Source organism: Pseudoxanthomonas sp. LjRoot204_2 (assembly GCF_056175765.1).
In genome coordinates this window covers 1-17,814 of sequence record NZ_JBGFFG010000020.1, presented here as the reverse complement: position 1 = coordinate 17,814, position 17,814 = coordinate 1, and the positions used below count along the sequence as shown (strand labels likewise).

Here is a 17,814-nt window from a genome sequence, read left to right as displayed (position 1 = left end):
GAACAGCCCCACGCCATCGCCCTGGCGCAACGCCAGGTAGGACACGACGAGCGACGCGTTGAGTAYGTGGTCGAAATGGCCCAGTTCGTCCTCGCGCGCCATCATCCGGCGGCCGGTGTCGATCAGCATGACCAGCTGCTGGTTCTTCTCGTCCTGGTACTCGCGCGAGATCAGCTTGCGCGAGCGCGCGGTGGCCTTCCAGTCGACCTGGCGCAGGCTGTCGCCGACGCGGTACTCGCGCATCTGGTGGAAGTCGGTGCCTTCGCCACGGCGCCGCTTGAGGTGCGCGCCCACCAGGCGGGAGGCCTGCTCCGCGCTGAAGAGTGCGAAACGCGTCAGCGGTGCGAAGTTCGGATACACGCGTACCCGCTGCGGCATGCCGGCGACCCGCGATTGCCGCCACAACGCCAGCCGGGAATGCAGGCGCAGCTGCACGCCGTCGAAGTGGGCATCGCCGCGCGCGGCAGGACGCAGGCTATAGGTGATGCGGGTCGCCGACATGGGCGCCAGTGCCAGCCGGCGCGGCAGGCCTGTCGATGCCCAGCCGCCCGGATGCAGGTCGAACACATCCAGCCGCTGGCGCACCCGCGACTCGAAGCCCAGCGCGACATCGCGCTCGATGCCCAGCGGCAGCGCATCGGGAATCTCGCGCGTGGCCTCGGGCGTGGGACGGGCGCGCAGCCCCCAGGCATCGAGCGCGGCGACCACCAGCACCGCCGCGCCGGCCAGCTGCCACTGCCACAACGGCCAGCCGAGGAAAGGCACGGCCAGGCCGGCCAGTCCCCAGCCTGCGATCAGGGCGATGAGCAGCGGCGCCGGCCTCATTTGCGGGGCGCGTCCACCTTCGCCAGCAGCGCACGCAGCGCATCGTCCGGCGACTGTCCTTCGATCTGCAGTTCGGGGGCGAGGGTGATGCGGTGGCGCAATGCGGGGCGGGCGATGTCGCGCACGTCGTCGGGCGTGACGAAATCGCGTCCCTGCAGCACGGCCTGCGCACGCGCCGCGCGTACCAGGGCGATGCTGCCGCGCGGCCCCGCGCCGAGCGAAATGCCTGGCCATTTGCGGGTGGCGGCGACGATGCGCACGGCGTAGTCGATGACTTCCGGATCCACACGGATCGCAGCGGTCTCCCGCTGCATCGCAGCGATGTCGGCCGCACCGACGACGCGCTTCACCTGCGACAGATCGAAGTCGGCGGCGGTGCGACCCGTGGTGATGGCATCGACCATGCGCTTCTCGTCTTCCAGCGCCGGGTAGTCGATCAGCACCTTCAGCAGGAAGCGGTCCAGCTGCGCTTCCGGCAGCGGATACGTGCCTTCCTGCTCCACCGGGTTCTGCGTGGCCAGTGCGATGAACGGTGGCGACAGCGCGAACGACGTGCCTTCGATCGTGACCTGCCCTTCCTGCATCACTTCCAGCAGGGCGGACTGGGTCTTGGCCGGCGCGCGGTTGATCTCGTCGGCCAGCAGGATGTTGGTGAACACCGGACCGCGGCGGATCTGGAAGCTCTCCGTCTTCGGGTCGTAGACGGCATGGCCGCTGACGTCGCTGGGCATCAGGTCGGGCGTGAACTGCACGCGCGCGTAGGTCAGCTCCAGCGCCTGCGACAGCGCACGCACCAGCAGCGTCTTGCCGAGGCCGGGTACGCCTTCGATCAGCACGTGGCCGCCGGCAAGCAGCGCGATCAGGATCTGGTCCAGCACGTCGGGCTGTCCGATGAAGGCCTTGGACACTTCGTCGCGCACGGCTTCGACGCGCTGGGACAGCGCGTTGCCGGGCATCGGCGGAAGCGCGGGCGGCGCGGCGGCGGTCTCGTCGTTCATAGGCGGTTTCTCAGTTGGATCAACAGGGCGATGCGGTCGCGGAAAGCCTGCCGGTCGTGCGAGGCAGGGACGTTGAGGGCGGTGCGGACACGGTCGGCGGGCTGGCCGGTACGTTCGGCGATGGCCGCGACCTGCGGCTCGCCGGCGAGCGCGGCGGCGACCGGATCGCGCCGACGCAGGCGCGCCAGGAACGCCTGCCGGACGGCGGAATAGAGCATCACGCCGCGACCGTAGCGATAGAGATGTTCGCCGCTGGCGCGGACATGTTCGAGCAACGAGCGTCGCTCGCCGGCTGGCGACGGCACCGGTGGACCAAAGCGCTGCATGCGCATCCACAGCCAGGCCAGCAGGGCGAGCAGCAACGGCGCCCACACCATCCAGCCCTGCAGGTAGAGGGTGCGCCACAACGACGGCATTTCCGCCGCGTAGACCAGGTGCATCGTGCCCTGGCCATAGTTGGGCGCCAGCACCTGCCGCGCCAGCGCGCGGTGCGGACCGTCGCGCAGGCCGCCGGACGGCGCGACATCCGGCGTGTCCTGCAGGAAGCCGCGCGCGGCGGTGTTGGCGAGGAAGTCGAAGTCGGCCAGCACGTCGACATGGCCCTTGCCCACCGCCAGGCGCGCATAGACGTAGCCGGCCTGCAGGTCACCCCAGGCCAGCTCGGGCACCACGTCGTCAAAGACGAAGCGGCGGCCGCGGCAGAACTCGACGTGGTGGCCTTCGCCCTCCACCTGGAGGTCTTCGCATCGGGGGCCCTCGTCCGCCAGCCACGCCGACAGCAGGTCCAGCATCGCGGGCGGCGTCGCGTCCCGTCCGGACAGGTCTTCGCCCGGCGAATACAAGGGCGTGCGGATCAGCAGGTGGCCGCCGCCTTCCACCCACTCCAGCAGGCGTTCGGCCTCCGGCGGCGACAGCGCGCGCGGATCGTTGAACAGCAGCAGCGTGTCGCCGGGGGCGAGCGGGTTGTCGTCCAGCATCAGGCGCTGGCGCGCGTCRACCTTCACGCCGTCCGCTTCCAGTGTCTTCGCCAACGCATACAGCGGGTTGTAGGCGGCCTCGCCGGACGGCGGCAGGTACAACGTCTTCTCGACCCGATGGAACGTGTGCCGGAACCACAGCACCAGCAGCACCGCCACGAGCAGCAGGACCATCAGGCCCGCGCCCACCCACCGGCCCTTGTGGCGTGCGGAGGTCATGTCGCCCACCCGTAGCGTTGCTGCAGTTCGCCCACCAGCGCGTCGAACTCGTCTTCGGCCGGCAGGCGTTCCGCGTAGGCGGCGTACTGCCACGTCCGCACCATGCGCGCGAAACTCTGCCGGTCTTCCGCCTGCGGCATGCGGCGCGAGGCACGCAGGCATTCGGCCTCGGTGGCCCCGGGCGGCAGCACGATGTCGGCGCGCTGGCTCATGCTGTCCACGCTGGCGCGGTAGAGCAGCGCAAGCGCGTGGCGCGGGCGACCTTCGCGCCACAGCCGGCGCGCGGCCGTGGCGATGTCGTCGGGCAGCGCCTCGGGCAGCACCAGCGCATCCGTCTGCGGTGCGTCGGGCGCGGCGACCGGGCCGCGCGCGATGCCGCGCATCCACGGCCACCAGTGGCGCACCGTCGCGAGCAGCACCGCCACCAGTACGCCCACGACCAGCCAGAGTCCCCACTCGCCGACGAAGGCCAGCACGTTGCCGATGCCGRCCAGCAACGCGTTGTCGCGATCGGGCGCTTCCTCGGGCGTTTCCTGCCCGGCGTTGCGGCGCTCCCAGTTGGACTGCACGAGCGTGCGGTCGAGGTCTGGATCGCGGTAGGCCTGGTCGGCCGCCTTGCGGAAGGCGCTGTCATCGACCCGCTGTTCGCCGAACACGATGGGCAGGGTGGGCGGCGTCGGCGCCGCGTCGGGCGCAGTGGCCTCGGGCACGGGCGCTGTATCCGGCGCGCCATGGCGCTCCTGCGCGTCGGCGCCGCCGGCCATGCCCATCCACAGCGCCGCGACCAGGACCAGCGGTGCGGCCGCCGCCAGGCGCGCGCGCAGCTTGCGGAACACGATCTCCAGGTCCCAGGCCTCGATCTGCGTGCGCCGGTTGAGGTACAGGCCGAAGCCGGCGCCTACGTAGAACGGTTCGACGACGCTGACCGCCGCCCACGCCAGCGCGTTCCAGGCCAGCTGGAACCATACCGGCCACTCCAGCGCGGCCACGCGGAACGCCGCCTGCACGCTGTCCGGCAACAGGTCCTGCGGCAGGTACATGACCACGGCCATGGCCCCGCCCAGCATCAGCACCCCCTGGAACAGCAGGCAGATCCAGGTCAGCAGGATGCCGGTGCTGTACGCATCGCCGCCCAGCACGCGGCGACGCTGGCGCAGGCGTTCGCCCTGCACGCCCTCCAGCAGGTCGATCGGCATGTACAGCGAACGCACCGGACTGAAGCGGCGCCACGTGAGCAGGTGCGGCAGCATGCGCGTGCCCCAGCCCAACTGCGCCCGCAGGGTCGCGCGCGTGCCGGGCACGCTGCCGAACACGGCGCGCGAGACCACGTACAGCGGAATGCGGTCGAACGCGGGCTTCAGCCACCACATCACCACCGCAGCCAGCCAGATGCGGTCGATCCACCAGGCACCGAGGTTGAGCAGCGCGAACACCGGCAGGGTCAGCCACAGCCACGGCCTCCAGACCGCCCCGGCATGCCGCCGTACCAGTGCCATGCCCAGTTCGACGGCTTCCCAGTCCGAACGCGCGCGCAGACGGACCGTCAGGTCTTCAATCCTCATCGGCCACCCCGCGTCCGCCGAGGCCGAGCCACAGTGCGACCAGTGTCCACAGCACGCCGGACACGCTGTACTTCACGGCTGCGGGAATGGACTGCGTCGACGACCAGAACGCTTCGATGAAGGCCGCCACCAGCAGCATGAACGCCACCCCCAGGCACAGCCGCGCCCCTTTCCTCCCGGCGATCGCGAGCGCATCGATGCGGCGGTGCCGGCCGGGCGCCACCAGACCCAGCCCAAGGCGCAGGCCGGCGCCGCCGGCCAGGACGATCCCGGTCAGCTCGAACGGCGCGTGCCCGCAGACGAAACGCCACAACGGGTCGCCATAACCGATCTGCTGCAGGTGGCCGAACACCGTGCCGATGCCGACGCCGTTGACGACCAGCACGAACAGCGCGCCGACGCCGGCCAGCAAGCCGCCCGCGAACGTGCGCAGGCCGATGCTGATGTTGTTCCAGATGTAGTGGCCGAACATCTGCCAGTCGGTGCCGCTTTCGCGGCCCAGGGCGTGGCTAGGGTCGGTGGGGTCGTACATGCGCTCGTACATCGCCACCTGTTCGGGCGACACGATGCTGTAGACCAGCTCTGGGCGCACCTGCAGCAGGACGAACATCAGCACCAGCGGGACCACGAACACCGCTGCCGCCACCCACATGCAGCCGGCCTCGCTGCGCACCAGCCGCGGGAAGTCCGCCAGCAGGAAGCGCACCGCACGCTGCCAGCGCGGCGGCGGCGTGCGGTACAGCACGCCGTGCCCCTGCTGCATCAGCCCCTGCAGGCGCTCCACGACCACCGGGCTGTAGCCGCGCCGGCGCGCCAGTGCGAGGTGCTGGCAGATGCGGCGGTAGCGGGCCGGGACGTCCTCGTCGGTCAGCTCGCCGTTGTTGCGCTCGCGGCGCGCCTGGCGCGCGCTCTCGCCGCGCGCATGCAGCCAGGATTCGAAGGCCTGCCATTCGGCCTGGTGGCGGGCGACGAACTGTTCCTGCCTCATCGCCGCCCCAACAGCCAGTTGGCCATGCCATAGAGCCGCTGCACGCCGGCCTGTCCCTGCGCGGCGGTGATCGGCTGGGCGAGGTTGGCCAGTTCTTCCTGGCGCGAGGATGTCAGCTGGGGCGCACGTTCGCCGAACGCGACGATCGCGCCCTGTTCTTCCGGCAGCAGCTGCGCCGGGGGTACGAAGACCGTGTTGACCGGCGCCGGCGCGTGGCTGCGCTCGCGCCCGGCATGCACCACCAGCGTGCCCGCGACCATGTCGCCGAGACGGCGCGCATGCGGATCGACCAGGCTCGCGACCAGGCCCACCGCATAGCCGAACGGCAGCATGTCCACGGTGCGCAACAGGTTGCGGGTGATCGCCGCCAGCCAGCCGACCGGCGCGCCATCGGCCGCCACCACCCGCAGGCCCAGCGCCTTCTTCCCCGGCGTCTGCCCGCGCCACGCGGACTCCAGCACGATCGGATAGGCCCAGAACACCAGGAACACCACGATCAGATACAGCCCGTCTCCCACCTTGCCGAGCAGGGCGAGCAGCATGGCCATCACCATCACGATGCCGAGCCGGATCACCAGGTCGATCCCCCACGCCAGCGCGCGCGGCACCGGACCGGCCGCCGGAAGATGCAGGCCCACGCCCTCGGGGGTGACGACTTCGCGGTAGGTGTCCAGCATCACGCACTCACCACGGGCAACAGTCCCCTGGCGGCGTGGCGGCCGCGACCTGATCGATGTGGTGGAGCCTGCGTGTCCCGCTGTCCATGCGCTTTCCCCCTGCCCGGCGACTTTAGCCGCGAACGCGGTGCTTGCCCAGCCGCGGCACACCCTACACTGCGCGCCATCGTGGACACCGCCTTCCCTTGCCGTTCCGGCTGCGCCGCCTGCTGCACCGCGCCGTCGATCACTTCGCCGATCCCGGGCATGCCGCAGGGCAAGCCGGCGGGCGTGCCGTGCGTGCACCTGGACGACGCGCTGCGCTGCCGCCTGTTCGGCCAGCCCGAGCGACCCGCGTTCTGCGCCACGCTGAAACCCGGCGCGGACATGTGCGGTGCCAGCCGCACCGAGGCGATGGCCTTGCTGGCGGCGCTGGAACGCGCGACGGCACCCTGAGGCCGCGCTGCGGTCATGCCACCTGCGTGGAGATCCACCAGGTAGTGCCGCCGGCATCGCGGAAGCCGCCCCGGCGGTCGCCATCGCCTTTTTCCGCGGGCGCCTGTACCGGCTCGGCACCGGCAGCCAGCGCGCGCGACCAGGTGGCTTCCACGTCCGGCACATAGAGGTGCACGTGGCTGGCGATGGGTGGCCAGCCCTCCATGCCATCGGCGAGCATCAGCACCGTGTCGTCGATGCGGACTTCGGCATGGCCCAGGCGGTCGCCCAGGGGATGCATGCGCAGCGGGTGCGCGTCGAACACGGCGACGAGGAAGTCGATCGTGCGCTGCGCGCCATCGACGACGAGGTACGGGGCCACCGAGGTGTAGCCCTCCGGTTTCCAGGCCATGCGGTTCTCCCAGGGCGACGCGGACGCGCCGCCGGCCATCATGCCGCAGGCGCCGTCGCCTGCAGGTAACGGTCCTTCAGCTTCACGTAGTGCCCGGCGGAATAATGCAGGCTTTCGATTTCCCGGTCGGTGAGCGCCCGGGCGAAACGGGCCGGATTGYCCAGCCACAGTTCGGCCTCGCCGACCACCTTGCCGGGGCCGAGGATCGCACCGGCGCCCAGGAAGCCGTACTTCTTCACGGTCGCACCGTCCAGGATGCACGCGCCCATGCCGATCAGGCACAGGTCCTCGATCGTGCACGCGTGGATGATGGTGCCGTGGCCGATGGTGACGTCGGCACCGATCAGCGTCGGATGGCCCGCCTTGTTGTACGGGCTGTGGTGGCTGACATGCACGATGGTGCCGTCCTGCACGTTGGTGCGCGCGCCGACCCGGATGTGATTGACGTCGCCGCGCAGGATGGTGCCCGGCCAGACGGACACGTCCTCGGCCAGTTCCACGTCGCCGATGACCGTGGCGGCCGGGTCGACGTAGACGCGCGGCCCGAGGACGGGAAAGCGGTCAAGGTAGGGGCGCAGGGCGGTCAGATTCGGGTCCATGCCGGGATTGTAGTGCGCCGGCTCCGGAACGACGGCATACACTCGGCCRATGACCACCTTCCCGCATGCCGCCACCACTGCCGCGAACGCGGCCATCACCGCCGCCAACGCCGCGATCACGGCTGCCTCGGCGGACGCCGCGCCCGGCGCCGGCGCCGGCGCCCGCATCTCCGACGGCGATACGCCGCTCGACGACCTCGCGCCGACGCTGCAACGGTTGCGCGGCGCATGGCAGCAGCGCAAGCCGGACCGTGCGCAGCGGCGCGACGACCTGCAGCGGCTGCGCGATGCACTGAAGCGGCGGCTGCCGGAAATGGCGGACACGATCGCCGCCGACTTCGGCCATCGCTCTCGGCACGAGTCGTTGATTGCCGATGGCATGACCGTGCTCAACGAGATCGACCACCTCGCCTCGCACCTGCGCCGCTGGATGAAGCTGAAGCGCGTCGGCGTGGGCTGGCGCTTCTGGCCAGCCCGGGCGGAGATCCGTCAGGAACCCGTTGGCGTGGTGGGCGTGATTTCGCCTTGGAACTACCCGGTCAACCTGGCGCTGATCCCGCTCGCCACCGCCATCGCAGCCGGCAACCATGTCTACCTGAAACCCTCGGAGCACACGCCGCGCACCACCGCCTTCCTGCGTTCGCTGCTGGCGGAGGTGTTCCCGCCGGAGCGCGTCAGCGTCGCCGCCGGCGGTGCCGACGTGGCGGGCGCATTCGCCGCGCTGCCGTTCGACCATCTGGTGTTCACCGGCTCCACCGCCGTGGGCCGCAAGGTGATGGCTGCCGCCGCGCCGAACCTGACGCCGCTGACGCTGGAACTCGGCGGCAAGTCGCCGGCCATCGTCTGCGACGACTTTCCGGTGGACCAGGCCGCCGCGCGCCTGGCCACCGGCAAGTGGTTCAACGGCGGGCAGACCTGCATCGCGCCGGACTACGTGCTGCTGGTCGGCCGCGAGCGACGCGACGCGCTGGTGCAGGCGTTGCGTGAGCAGGTCGCCGCGCGCTACGGCGACCTGTCCGATGCCGGCGACTTCACCCGCATCATCAACGACGGCCAGTTCGCACGGCTGGACGGCTACCTGGACGACGCGCGCCAGCGTGGCCACGAGGTCATCCCGCTGGCAGCGAAGCATGACCGCACGCAGCGCCTGTTCGCGCCCACGGTCGTGATCGAACCGGGCGACGACGCGAAGGTGATGCAGGACGAGATCTTCGGCCCCATCCTGCCGATCCGCACCGTCGGCTCGCTCGACGAGGCGCTGGCCTATGTCAACGCGCACGACCGGCCGCTCGCGCTGTATCCCTTCAGCCACGACCGTGCCCGGGTGGAGAAGATCCTGGGCGCCACGCTGGCAGGCGGCGTCACCGTCAACGACACCGTGCTGCATTTCGGCATCAACGCACTACCGTTCGGCGGCATCGGGCCCAGTGGCATGGGCGCGTACCACGGCCGCGCCGGCTTCGATGCCATGAGCAAGGCGCTGCCGGTGCTGTGGCAGCCGCGCCGCGCGGGCAGCGACCTGCTGAAGCCGCCTTATTCCAGGGTGGCGAAGTTCATCGACTTCATCATCCGCTAGTCCCGCATGCGCAAGCTCCGACAAGCCAGCAACAGCCGTCGCGATCTCCGCGTGTACGGCATGCTGCTGGTCGGCGCCATGTTCGTTTACGCGGGCCTGGTCGTGGACCCTGCCAGCAACTGCGATGCGAGCGGACGCGAGTGCGCACCGTGGCTGGTGCCCATCGCGTTCGCGATGGGTGTCGTGCTGGCCGGATCGTCACTGGCGATGCTGGTGCATGCACGACGCTGGGGCAGCCGGCTGGACCTCGAGACGCGCACGCTGTGGTGGTGGGACAACGCGGTGGGCCCGGGCGAGCACGCGATCGCGCTGGGCGACGTGGCGCGCATCCGCGTGCAGCGTCCGGAGGAAAGCGAGGACCGCGTCTTCCTGTACGGTCATGACGGAGAAAGCCTGCGCTTCCCATCGGAACGCGGCATTCCCTATGACGCCGCGCAATGGGCACGGGACCTGGCCAGGCACTTTCCCCACATCACCGTGGACGTGGAAGGCGACTGACGCCGGCTGGCCGGCAGGCCGGCCCTGGTCGAGAATCGGCATGCCCGTTCGTCGAACGGGATGACACCCCCTGCCGGACCGCCATGTCGACGACCGCCGTACCCGCCAAAGCCACCCGCCGCGAATGGATCGGGTTGGCCATCATCGCCCTGCCCTGCATGGTCTATGCGATGGACCTGACCGTGCTGAACCTCGCACTGCCGGCCATCAGCGCCGAGCTGGACCCCAGCGCCAGCCAGTTGCTGTGGATCGTCGATGTGTACGGCTTCCTGGTCGCCGGCTTCCTGATCACGATGGGCACGCTGGGCGACCGGATCGGCCGTCGCAAGCTGCTGCTGATCGGCGCGGCGGCGTTCGCGGCGGCCTCGGTGATCGCCGCGTTCTCGCGCAGCGCGGAGATGCTGATCGCGATGCGCGCGTTGCTTGGCGTGGCGGGCGCAACATTGGCGCCCTCGACGATGTCGCTGATCCGCAACATGTTCCATGACGAACACGAGCGCCAGTTCGCCATCGGCGTGTGGATCGCGGCGTTCTCGGTCGGCGGCGCGATCGGTCCGCTGGTTGGCGGCCTGCTGCTGCAATGGTGGTGGTGGGGCGCGGCGTTCCTGGCCGCCGTGCCGGTAATGGTGCTCCTGCTGGTACTGGGACCGAAGCTGCTGCCCGAGTACCGCGACCCCGAGGCGGGCAAGCTGGATCCGGCCAGCATGGTGCAATCCCTGTTCGCCGTGCTGGCGGTGGTCTACGGGTTGAAGCGGATCGCCGAGTACGGCGTCGACCCGCGTGGCATTACCGTGTTCGTGGCCGGCATCGCGCTGGGCGTGCTGTTCGTGCGCCGGCAGAAGCACCTGGCCTACCCGTTCCTCGACGTGACGCTGTTCCAGCGCCCGGCCTTCTCCGCCGCCATCGTGGCGTACGCGCTGGCCGGCCTGTCCATGATGGGCGTGTACATCTTCATGACCCAGTACCTGCAGCTGGTGCTCGGCCTGACGCCGTTGCAGGCCGGCATCGCGACCGTGCCGTGGTCGCTGAGCTTCACCGTCGGCTCGCTGCTGGCACCGAAGCTGGCGCGCCACTGGGGTGCACGGCGGGTGATGGTGCGCGGGCTGCTGCTGGCCGCGGTGGGCTTCGGCGTCACCGCACTGGTCATGCCGCCGTATGGGCTGTGGATCCTGATCGCCGGCATGCTGGCAATGAGCCTGGGCATGGCACCGGTGTTCACCGTGGGCAATGAACTCATCATCACCACCGCGCCGCCGGAACGCGCGGGCGCCGCGTCCGCGCTGGCGGAGACGAGTGCCGAACTCAGCGGCGCGCTGGGCATCGCGATCCTGGGCAGCCTCGGCATGCTGGCCTACCGTCTGTGGCTGGACCCCGCCTTGCCACCGACGCTGGCCGATGCGGACGCGACACGCGCGCTGTCGACGCTGGGTGGCGCGGTGACCGTCGCGCACGAAGTCGGCGGAACGGCGGGAAAGGCCATCGCCGACACTGCACGCACCGCCTTCACCGACGCGATGCGCGCCATTGCCGTGTTCGGCATGACGATGATGTTGCTCGCCGCGTGGATGGCCGCTCGCCTGATGCGCGATGGCGAAGGCGCGGGGCATGCCGCAACGACCGCCCACGCCCCGACGGACGCCTGACCCGCTTCCTCGCTTAGAATCCCGCCATGAAAATCGCCAGCTGGAATGTCAATTCGCTCAACGTGCGCCTGCCGCACCTCACGCAATGGCTCGGTGCGTTCGCGCCGGATGTCGTGGGCCTGCAGGAAACCAAGGTGGAGGATCACAAGTTTCCCGACACCGCGCTGGCGGAGGCGGGCTATCGCAGCGTGTTCGCGGGACAGAAGACCTACAACGGCGTAGCGCTGCTGTCGCGCGAGCCGATCGGCGACGTGCAGGTGGGCATTCCCGGGTTCGAGGACGAACAGAAGCGCGTGATCGCCGCGACCGTCGGCGACGTGCGCATCATCAACCTCTACGTGGTCAACGGCCAGGACGTGGGCACCGACAAGTACGCCTACAAGCTGCGCTGGCTGGACGCGGTGMACGACTGGATCGCCGCCGAACGGCAGGCGCATCCGAAGCTGGTGGTGATGGGCGACTTCAACATCGCGCCGGACGATCGCGACGTGTTCGACCCCAAGGTCTGGAACGACGACCACATCCTGACCTCGACCGCAGAGCGCGCCGCACTCCAGCGCCTCTATGCGTTGGGCCTGCACGATGCCTTCCGCCTGCGCAGCGACGAAGCGAACGTCTACAGCTGGTGGGATTACCGGATGGGCGGTCTGCGCCGGAACCTGGGCCTGCGCATTGACCTGACGCTGGTCTCCGACGCGCTGCGCGCGCATGCGGTGGAATCCGGCATCGATCGCGAGCCGCGTACCTGGGAGCGACCGAGCGACCATGCGCCTGCGTGGGTGCGGCTGGGCGGATGAACCACAGAGATGAAGAAGGCCCGGCGGATGCCGGGCCTTCTTCGTGCCACGAGCCTTGGGTGCGTCTCGAACGCGCACGCGGCCGCAGCGGAACCGTTACCTCGCGCGGCCTCGCGTGAACAGGTTCACGATCAGCAGCAGCACCACCGCACCGATGAAGGCGGTGAGCAGGAAGCCGACCCAGCCGCCGCCCAGGCCCAGGCCCAGCGTCGGCAGCAGCCAGCCGCCCAGGAAGCCGCCGATGATGCCGACCACGACATTCAGGATGATGCCCTGGGAACCGTCGCGCTTCATGACGATGCTGGCGAGCCAGCCGGCGATACCACCCACGATCAGATAGATGAGAAAATTCATTGCGTTGCTTCTCCCTCGATGGACAGGACCCCTTGGCGCGGGGCACGCTTCAATTTCCAACGCACTGCGTGAAACCGTCGTTAACTCCGTGGGGGAAGCTTCCGTGCCCGTGCTTGATAGCGCCATCGCCCCAGGCTTGCACGCTGTGCCGCACCACGACGCAGCGTCGCTAACGTGAGTTGGCGCGACATGCCGGCGGACTGGCGACGCGACGGGATCGCGCTGTGGCTGCTGCCGCATACGCCACGGCAACGCGGCGAGCCCGCTGCGCGCGCGCATCTCGCGCGTGCGCTGGACATGCCGCCGCAGGCGCTACCGATCACTCGTGATGCACAGGGTCGGCCACACTTCATCGCGCCGCTGCACCACCTGGAGACCGGCTGGAGTCACAGTGGAGACGCGCTGTTGCTGGCACTGGGCGAAGACGTCGAGCTGGGCGTTGACGTTGAACGCCTTCGCCCCCGCCCGCGCGCGATGGAGCTGGCGCACCGCTTCTACCACCCCGAGGAAACCCGCTGGCTGCACGCCATCGAGGACGATGAGGTCCGCCTGCTCGCGTTCGTGCGACTGTGGTGCGTCAAGGAAGCCGTGCTCAAGACGCATGGCCAGGGGATTTCCTTCGGCCTGCATCGCTTCCACGTGGACCTCGGCGACGAGCGCGCGCGCCTGGCCGCGTGCGATCCCGCGCTCGGCAAGGCCAACGACTGGCGCCTGCACGAATGGTCCCCCGCACCCGGCTACCGCGCCGCGCTGGCCTGGCATCCGCGCGGTGCGGCATGGCGGCCTGCGATAATGCCGCGATGAACGACACTGCCTTTCCCGCCGAACTGCGCGACGACCTCCACCGCGGCCTGGTGTCGCTGGGCCTCGACGCCGAGACGCTGGCGCCACGCCTGCTGGCCTACCTGGCCCTGCTCGATCGCTGGAACAAGACCTACAACCTCACCGCCATCCGCGACCCGCGCGAGATGGTCACCCGCCACCTGCTGGACTCGCTGGCGATGCATCCGTTCGTGGACGATCTCGCCGCGCGCGGCGGCGTGCTGGCCGACCTGGGCACCGGCCCCGGCCTGCCCGGCATCCCGCTGGCCATCGCCAAGCCCGGTCTGCGGGTGACCCTGGTGGAGAGCAACGGCAAGAAGGCGCGCTTCCTGCGCGAAGCCGTGCGCACGCTGAAACTCGACAACGCGCGCGTGGCCGAATCGCGCGCCGAAGCGCTCGACGAACCGCAGGCCTACGACGCACTTACCGCGCGCGCGCTCGACGTGCTGGCCGGCATCATCGCCGTCGGTGGCCACCTGCTGAAGCCCGGCGGCGCGCTGCTGGCGATGAAGGGCGTGCGCCCGGACGACGAGATCGCCGCCCTGCCGGGCGGCTGGTCGGTGGACACGATCCAGCCATTGACCGTGCCCGGCCTGGTCGGCGAGCGCCACATGGTGGTCGTGCGTCGCGACTGAGCGCCTCGGGCATGCGCCCGCGCGACCTAAGCCGTTGAAAAGACTGGCGCCCGGTTCGGGATCCGTGGGGATCTTCGGACACGGTGACCGGCTGCCGCCGTGTTGCCCGTACTCCTGATTTCGCACGGCCCCGCCCCAGCCCGCATAATCCCCCCTCACCCCGGACCTGACCAAGGCGCCCTCGCATGGCCCGCATCATCGCCGTCGCCAACCAGAAAGGCGGAGTCGGCAAGACCACCACCGCCGTGAACCTCGCCGCCGCGCTCGCCCGCGCGCCGCAGCGGGTGCTGCTGGTCGATCTGGATGCGCAAGGCAACGCGACGATGGGCAGCGGGGTGGACAAGCGCGAGGTGGAAGCATCCACCTGCGACGTGCTGCTGGGCGAGGTCGATGCCAAGGCAGCGGTGGTCACCACGGCCGAAGGCTTCGACCTGATGCCGGGCAACATCGACCTGACCGCGGCGGAAATCCAGCTGATGGATGCCGATGGCCGCGAGCAGCGCCTCAAGAGCGCGCTGCACCCCATCCGCGGCGACTACGACTTCATCATCATCGACTGCCCGCCCGCGCTGTCGCTTCTGACGCTCAATGCGCTGACCGCCGCCGACTCCGTGCTGGTGCCGATGCAGTGCGAGTACTACGCGCTGGAAGGCCTGTCCGCGCTGATGGAAACCATCGAGGCGCTGCGCGCGCGCCTGAACCCGGGCCTGGAGATCGAAGGCGTGCTGCGCACGATGTTCGACATCCGCAACAACCTGGCCAATGCCGTGTCCGGCGAACTGACCACCCATTTCGGCGACAAGGTGTTCCGCACCATCGTGCCGCGCAACGTGCGCGTGGCCGAGGCCCCCAGCCACGGACAGAGCATCGTCGGCTACGACCGCGCCTCGCGCGGTGGCGTGGCTTACCTGGGCCTGGCCGGCGAGATCCTCCGCCGCGCGGCCGACCGCAAGAAGCAACAGCAGCACATGGAGCACGCGTGATGAGCGCCCCGAAGAAGCGCGGCCTGGGTCGCGGACTGGAAGCCCTGCTCGGCCCGAAGGCCGCCGAGACGCCCCCGCCGGAAGCGCAGCCGGGCGAAGCGCTGCGCACGCTGCCGGTGCAGCAGCTGCAGCCGGGCAAGTACCAGCCGCGCATGCAGATGGACGCTTCCAAGCTCACCGAGCTGGCGGAGTCGATCAAGGCGCAGGGCGTCATCCAGCCGATCGTCGTGCGCGAGATTTCGGCGGGCAAGTTCGAGATCGTCGCCGGCGAACGCCGTTGGCGCGCCTCGCAGGAAGCCGGGCTGGCGGAAGTGCCGGTGGTCGTGCGCGAGCTCGACGACCGCACCGTCATCGCGATGGCGCTGATCGAGAACATCCAGCGCGAAGACCTCAATCCGCTGGAAGAGGCGCAATCGCTGCAGCGCCTGATCAACGAATTCTCGCTGACCCACGCCGAGGCCGCCGAAGCCGTCGGCCGTTCGCGCGCCGCGGTCTCCAACCTGCTGCGCCTGCTGGAACTGCCCCCGGCCATCCGCGCCCTGCTCGAAGCCCGTCGCCTGGAAATGGGCCACGCACGCGCCCTGCTGACGCTGTCGCCGGACCTGGCCAGCAAGCTGGCGTCCGACGCGGCCGAACAGGGCTGGTCGGTGCGCGAAGTCGAGCACCGCGCGCAGCAGTTCGCCGCCGGCAAGGTGCCGGTGAGCGGCAAGAAGGCCAAGCCCGCCAAGGCCGCGCCGCAGCCGGACATCGCCTCGCTGGAAACCGAACTGTCCGAAAGCCTCGGCACGCGCGTGACCATCGCGCACGGTCGCGGCGGCAAGGGCAAGCTGATCATCCAGTACACCGACCTGGACACGCTGGACGGCGTGCTGGAGCGGCTGCGCCCGAAGGGTTGAGGCTCAGGCTGTTGTGGGAAGGTGGGATGTGGGAGCGACGTAAGTCGCGATAGCGCTGAGCCTGATTCACCGACAAGCAAGAAGCTCGCGACTTACGTCGCTCCCACAACCGCAGGCCATGCGCTCCGGACGAGCAGATGGCCCCTGCATTACCATCCGGTTTCCGCTTCCACCGGATGTCCGCCTTGAAATTCCGTACCGCCGCCCTGCTGCTCGCCTGCATGCCCCTGCACGCGCTCGCCTTCGCTCCCTCCGACGCCGACAAGCGCTTCCAGGCGATCTACGAGAAGGAGTGGGCATGGCGCCAGGAACAGACCGGCCAGGCCGACGAAGACACCGACACCAGTGGCGACAAGCGTCGCCTGCCGGATGTCGACGCCCCGACGCAGCAGGCACGCCTGAAGGTGTGGGAGCAGGTGCTGAAGGACCTGGACGGTCTCGACGCGGGGGCGCTGTCCGCCGACAACCGCATCAACCTCGCGATCTACCGCCCGCAGGTGGAGAACCTGGCGGCGGAGGTGCGGCTGCGGGCGTACGAGATGCCGTTCAATTCCGACTCGTCGTTCTGGTCGAACCTGTCCTTCATGGCGCGCCGGCAGATGAAGTCCGCCGACGACTACCGCGCCTACGCCGCGCGGCTGCGCGATGTGCCGCGCCATTTCGACCAGCACATCGCCAACATGCGCAGCGGACTGAAGCGCGGCTTCACCGTGCCGCGCGCGGTGCTGGAGGGGCGCGACGTGTCGATTGCCGCGGTCGCCGAACAACGCGACCCCGAACAGTCCACCTTCTACGCGCCCTACAGGAAGATGCCAGCCAGCATTCCCGCGGCCGAGCAGGAAGCGTTGCGCAAGGAAGCGCGCGCGGCGATCAGCGAACAGGTCGTGCCCGCGTTCGGCACGCTGCTGACGTTCTTCCGTACCGAATACGTCCCGAAAGCGCGCACCACGCTGGCGGCGGAAGCGATGCCGGGCGGCAAGGATTTCTACGCGCAGCAGATCCGCGAATACACCACGCTGGACCTGACCGCCGAACAGATCCACGCGATCGGCCTGGAGGAAGTCGCGCGCATCCAGGCCGAGATGCAGGCGGTGATCAGGCAGACCGGCTTCAAGGGAACGTTCGCCGAATTCCTGACCTTCCTGCGCACCGATCCGCAGTTCTACGCGAAGACGCCGCAGCAGCTGCTAGACCGCGCGGCGTGGATTTCCAAGCGCGTGGACGGTGAAGTCGGCAAGTTCATCGGCACGCTGCCGCGCGGGCGCTTCACCATCGTCGAGGTGCCGGCCGACATCGCGCCGTTCTGGACCGCCGGCCGCGGCGGCCTGGGTACCTACTGGCTCAACACCTACGACCTGCCCTCGCGCCCGCTCTACAACCTGCCGGCGCTCACGCTGCACGAATCCTCGCCCGGCCACTCGCTGCAGGCGGCGCTGGCGCAGGAACAGGGCGAGCAGCCCGCCTTCCGCCGCGACAACTACATCTCCGCCTACGGCGAAGGCTGGGCGCTGTACACCGAGAAGCTGGGCAAGGAGATGGGCATCTACGAAACGCCGTACGAGGATTTCGGGCGCCTGACCTACGAGATGTGGCGCGCGGCGCGTCTGGTCATCGACACCGGCGTGCACCACAAGGGCTGGACGCGTGAGCAGGCCCTGGCCTACCTCCGCGACCACACCGCCCTGTCCGAGCACGAAGTCACCACCGAGGTCGACCGCTACATCTCCTGGCCCGCGCAGGCGCTGAGCTACAAGCTGGGCGAGATCACCATCGTCCGCCTGCGCGGCGAAGCCGAGCAGGCGCTGGGACCGGCGTTCGACATCAAGGCCTTCCACGACGCCGTGCTGAAGCAGGGATCGGTGACGCTGCCGGTGCTGGAGGAGCAGATCCGTGCCTGGACGCGCGAACGCAAGCAGGCGCTCGCCGCTCACCCGTAATC

General features: G+C 69.6%; 19 protein-coding genes. 10 read left to right on the top strand and 9 right to left on the bottom strand.

Annotation, left to right across the window (positions count from 1 at the left end; genetic code table 11):
- The 6 genes from AC04L7_RS01950 to AC04L7_RS01925 form a co-directional block, all read right to left on the bottom strand.
- A partial coding sequence (locus AC04L7_RS01950) for a DUF58 domain-containing protein (RefSeq protein WP_475512445.1) occupies nt 1–825 on the bottom strand: 825 nt, incomplete at its 3' end.
- Nucleotides 822–1,823, bottom strand: a complete 1,002-nt coding sequence (locus AC04L7_RS01945; RefSeq protein WP_436000673.1) for an AAA family ATPase — start codon at nt 1,821–1,823, stop codon at nt 822–824. The genes AC04L7_RS01950 and AC04L7_RS01945, both read right to left, overlap by 4 nt.
- Nucleotides 1,820–3,019: a DUF4350 domain-containing protein gene (locus AC04L7_RS01940; RefSeq protein ID WP_436000675.1), complete on the bottom strand. Its 1,200-nt coding sequence runs from the start codon at nt 3,017–3,019 to the stop codon at nt 1,820–1,822. Before AC04L7_RS01940 ends, AC04L7_RS01945 begins: the two co-directional genes overlap by 4 nt.
- Nucleotides 3,016–4,581, bottom strand: coding sequence for a DUF4129 domain-containing protein (locus AC04L7_RS01935; RefSeq protein WP_475512444.1), 1,566 nt, complete (start codon nt 4,579–4,581; stop codon nt 3,016–3,018). The genes AC04L7_RS01940 and AC04L7_RS01935 overlap by 4 nt, the downstream gene beginning before the upstream one ends.
- A complete protein-coding gene (locus tag AC04L7_RS01930; RefSeq protein WP_296278892.1) occupies nt 4,571–5,569 on the bottom strand; it encodes a stage II sporulation protein M in 999 nt (332 codons plus the stop codon). The genes AC04L7_RS01935 and AC04L7_RS01930 overlap by 11 nt, the downstream gene beginning before the upstream one ends.
- Nucleotides 5,566–6,246, bottom strand: a complete 681-nt coding sequence (locus tag AC04L7_RS01925) for an RDD family protein (protein WP_296278891.1) — start codon at nt 6,244–6,246, stop codon at nt 5,566–5,568. The genes AC04L7_RS01930 and AC04L7_RS01925 overlap by 4 nt, the downstream gene beginning before the upstream one ends.
- 168 nt (nt 6,247–6,414) lie before the next feature.
- Between AC04L7_RS01925 and AC04L7_RS01920 the strand changes: the two genes are divergently transcribed.
- Nucleotides 6,415–6,681 carry a YkgJ family cysteine cluster protein gene (locus tag AC04L7_RS01920; protein ID WP_436000679.1) on the top strand — a complete coding sequence of 89 codons (267 nt, stop codon included), beginning with the start codon at nt 6,415–6,417 and terminating at the stop codon, nt 6,679–6,681.
- 13 nt (nt 6,682–6,694) lie between these two features.
- On the opposite strand, the gene AC04L7_RS01915 is transcribed toward AC04L7_RS01920, so the two are convergent.
- Together AC04L7_RS01915 and AC04L7_RS01910 are read right to left on the bottom strand one after the other, a co-directional pair.
- Entirely contained in the window at nt 6,695–7,072 is a 378-nt protein-coding gene (locus AC04L7_RS01915; RefSeq protein ID WP_296278889.1) for a VOC family protein, read from the bottom strand.
- A gap of 38 nt (nt 7,073–7,110) precedes the next feature.
- The gene (locus AC04L7_RS01910) at nt 7,111–7,671 is read right to left on the bottom strand and encodes a gamma carbonic anhydrase family protein (RefSeq protein ID WP_475512443.1); all 561 of its coding nucleotides are present in this window, start codon (nt 7,669–7,671) and stop codon (nt 7,111–7,113) included.
- Nucleotides 7,672–7,720: 49 nt separating this feature from the next.
- Between AC04L7_RS01910 and AC04L7_RS01905 the strand changes: the two genes are divergently transcribed.
- The 4 genes from AC04L7_RS01905 to xth all read left to right on the top strand — a co-directional run bounded on the left by AC04L7_RS01905 (nt 7,721) and on the right by xth (nt 12,185).
- The gene (locus AC04L7_RS01905; protein ID WP_436000684.1) at nt 7,721–9,247 is read left to right on the top strand and encodes a coniferyl aldehyde dehydrogenase; all 1,527 of its coding nucleotides are present in this window, start codon (nt 7,721–7,723) and stop codon (nt 9,245–9,247) included.
- A 6-nt stretch (nt 9,248–9,253) separates the two neighbouring features.
- Nucleotides 9,254–9,745, top strand: a complete 492-nt coding sequence (locus AC04L7_RS01900) for a hypothetical protein (protein ID WP_436000686.1) — start codon at nt 9,254–9,256, stop codon at nt 9,743–9,745.
- Nucleotides 9,746–9,828: 83 nt separating this feature from the next.
- Complete coding sequence (locus AC04L7_RS01895) at nt 9,829–11,388, top strand: MFS transporter (RefSeq protein ID WP_436000688.1); 1,560 nt, start codon at nt 9,829–9,831, stop codon at nt 11,386–11,388.
- Nucleotides 11,389–11,414: 26 nt separating this feature from the next.
- On the top strand, nt 11,415–12,185 hold the full coding sequence (gene xth / locus AC04L7_RS01890; RefSeq protein ID WP_475512442.1) for an exodeoxyribonuclease III: 771 nt from the start codon (nt 11,415–11,417) through the stop codon (nt 12,183–12,185).
- Between the two features lie 96 nt (nt 12,186–12,281).
- Here the strand turns inward: xth and AC04L7_RS01885 are convergent, their stop codons facing one another.
- Entirely contained in the window at nt 12,282–12,539 is a 258-nt protein-coding gene (locus tag AC04L7_RS01885; RefSeq protein WP_055939203.1) for a GlsB/YeaQ/YmgE family stress response membrane protein, read from the bottom strand.
- Nucleotides 12,540–12,728: 189 nt separating this feature from the next.
- Here AC04L7_RS01885 and AC04L7_RS01880 point away from each other — a divergent pair, with 189 nt between their 5' ends.
- The 5 genes from AC04L7_RS01880 (at nt 12,729) to AC04L7_RS01860 (ending at nt 17,812) form a co-directional block, all read left to right on the top strand.
- Entirely contained in the window at nt 12,729–13,343 is a 615-nt protein-coding gene (locus AC04L7_RS01880; protein ID WP_436001117.1) for a 4'-phosphopantetheinyl transferase family protein, read from the top strand.
- Nucleotides 13,340–13,996, top strand: a complete 657-nt coding sequence (gene rsmG, locus AC04L7_RS01875) for a 16S rRNA (guanine(527)-N(7))-methyltransferase RsmG (protein WP_436000692.1) — start codon at nt 13,340–13,342, stop codon at nt 13,994–13,996. The genes AC04L7_RS01880 and rsmG overlap by 4 nt, the downstream gene beginning before the upstream one ends.
- 185 nt (nt 13,997–14,181) lie before the next feature.
- Nucleotides 14,182–14,979 (top strand): ParA family protein, encoded by a 798-nt coding sequence (locus AC04L7_RS01870; RefSeq protein ID WP_436000694.1) that lies wholly within the window; start codon nt 14,182–14,184, stop codon nt 14,977–14,979.
- Nucleotides 14,979–15,875, top strand: coding sequence for a ParB/RepB/Spo0J family partition protein (locus tag AC04L7_RS01865; RefSeq protein ID WP_299345464.1), 897 nt, complete (start codon nt 14,979–14,981; stop codon nt 15,873–15,875). Before AC04L7_RS01870 ends, AC04L7_RS01865 begins: the two co-directional genes overlap by 1 nt.
- A 221-nt stretch (nt 15,876–16,096) precedes the next feature.
- Nucleotides 16,097–17,812 carry a DUF885 domain-containing protein gene (locus AC04L7_RS01860; protein WP_436001119.1) on the top strand — a complete coding sequence of 572 codons (1,716 nt, stop codon included), beginning with the start codon at nt 16,097–16,099 and terminating at the stop codon, nt 17,810–17,812.
- The last annotated feature ends 2 nt before the right edge of the window (nt 17,813–17,814 follow it).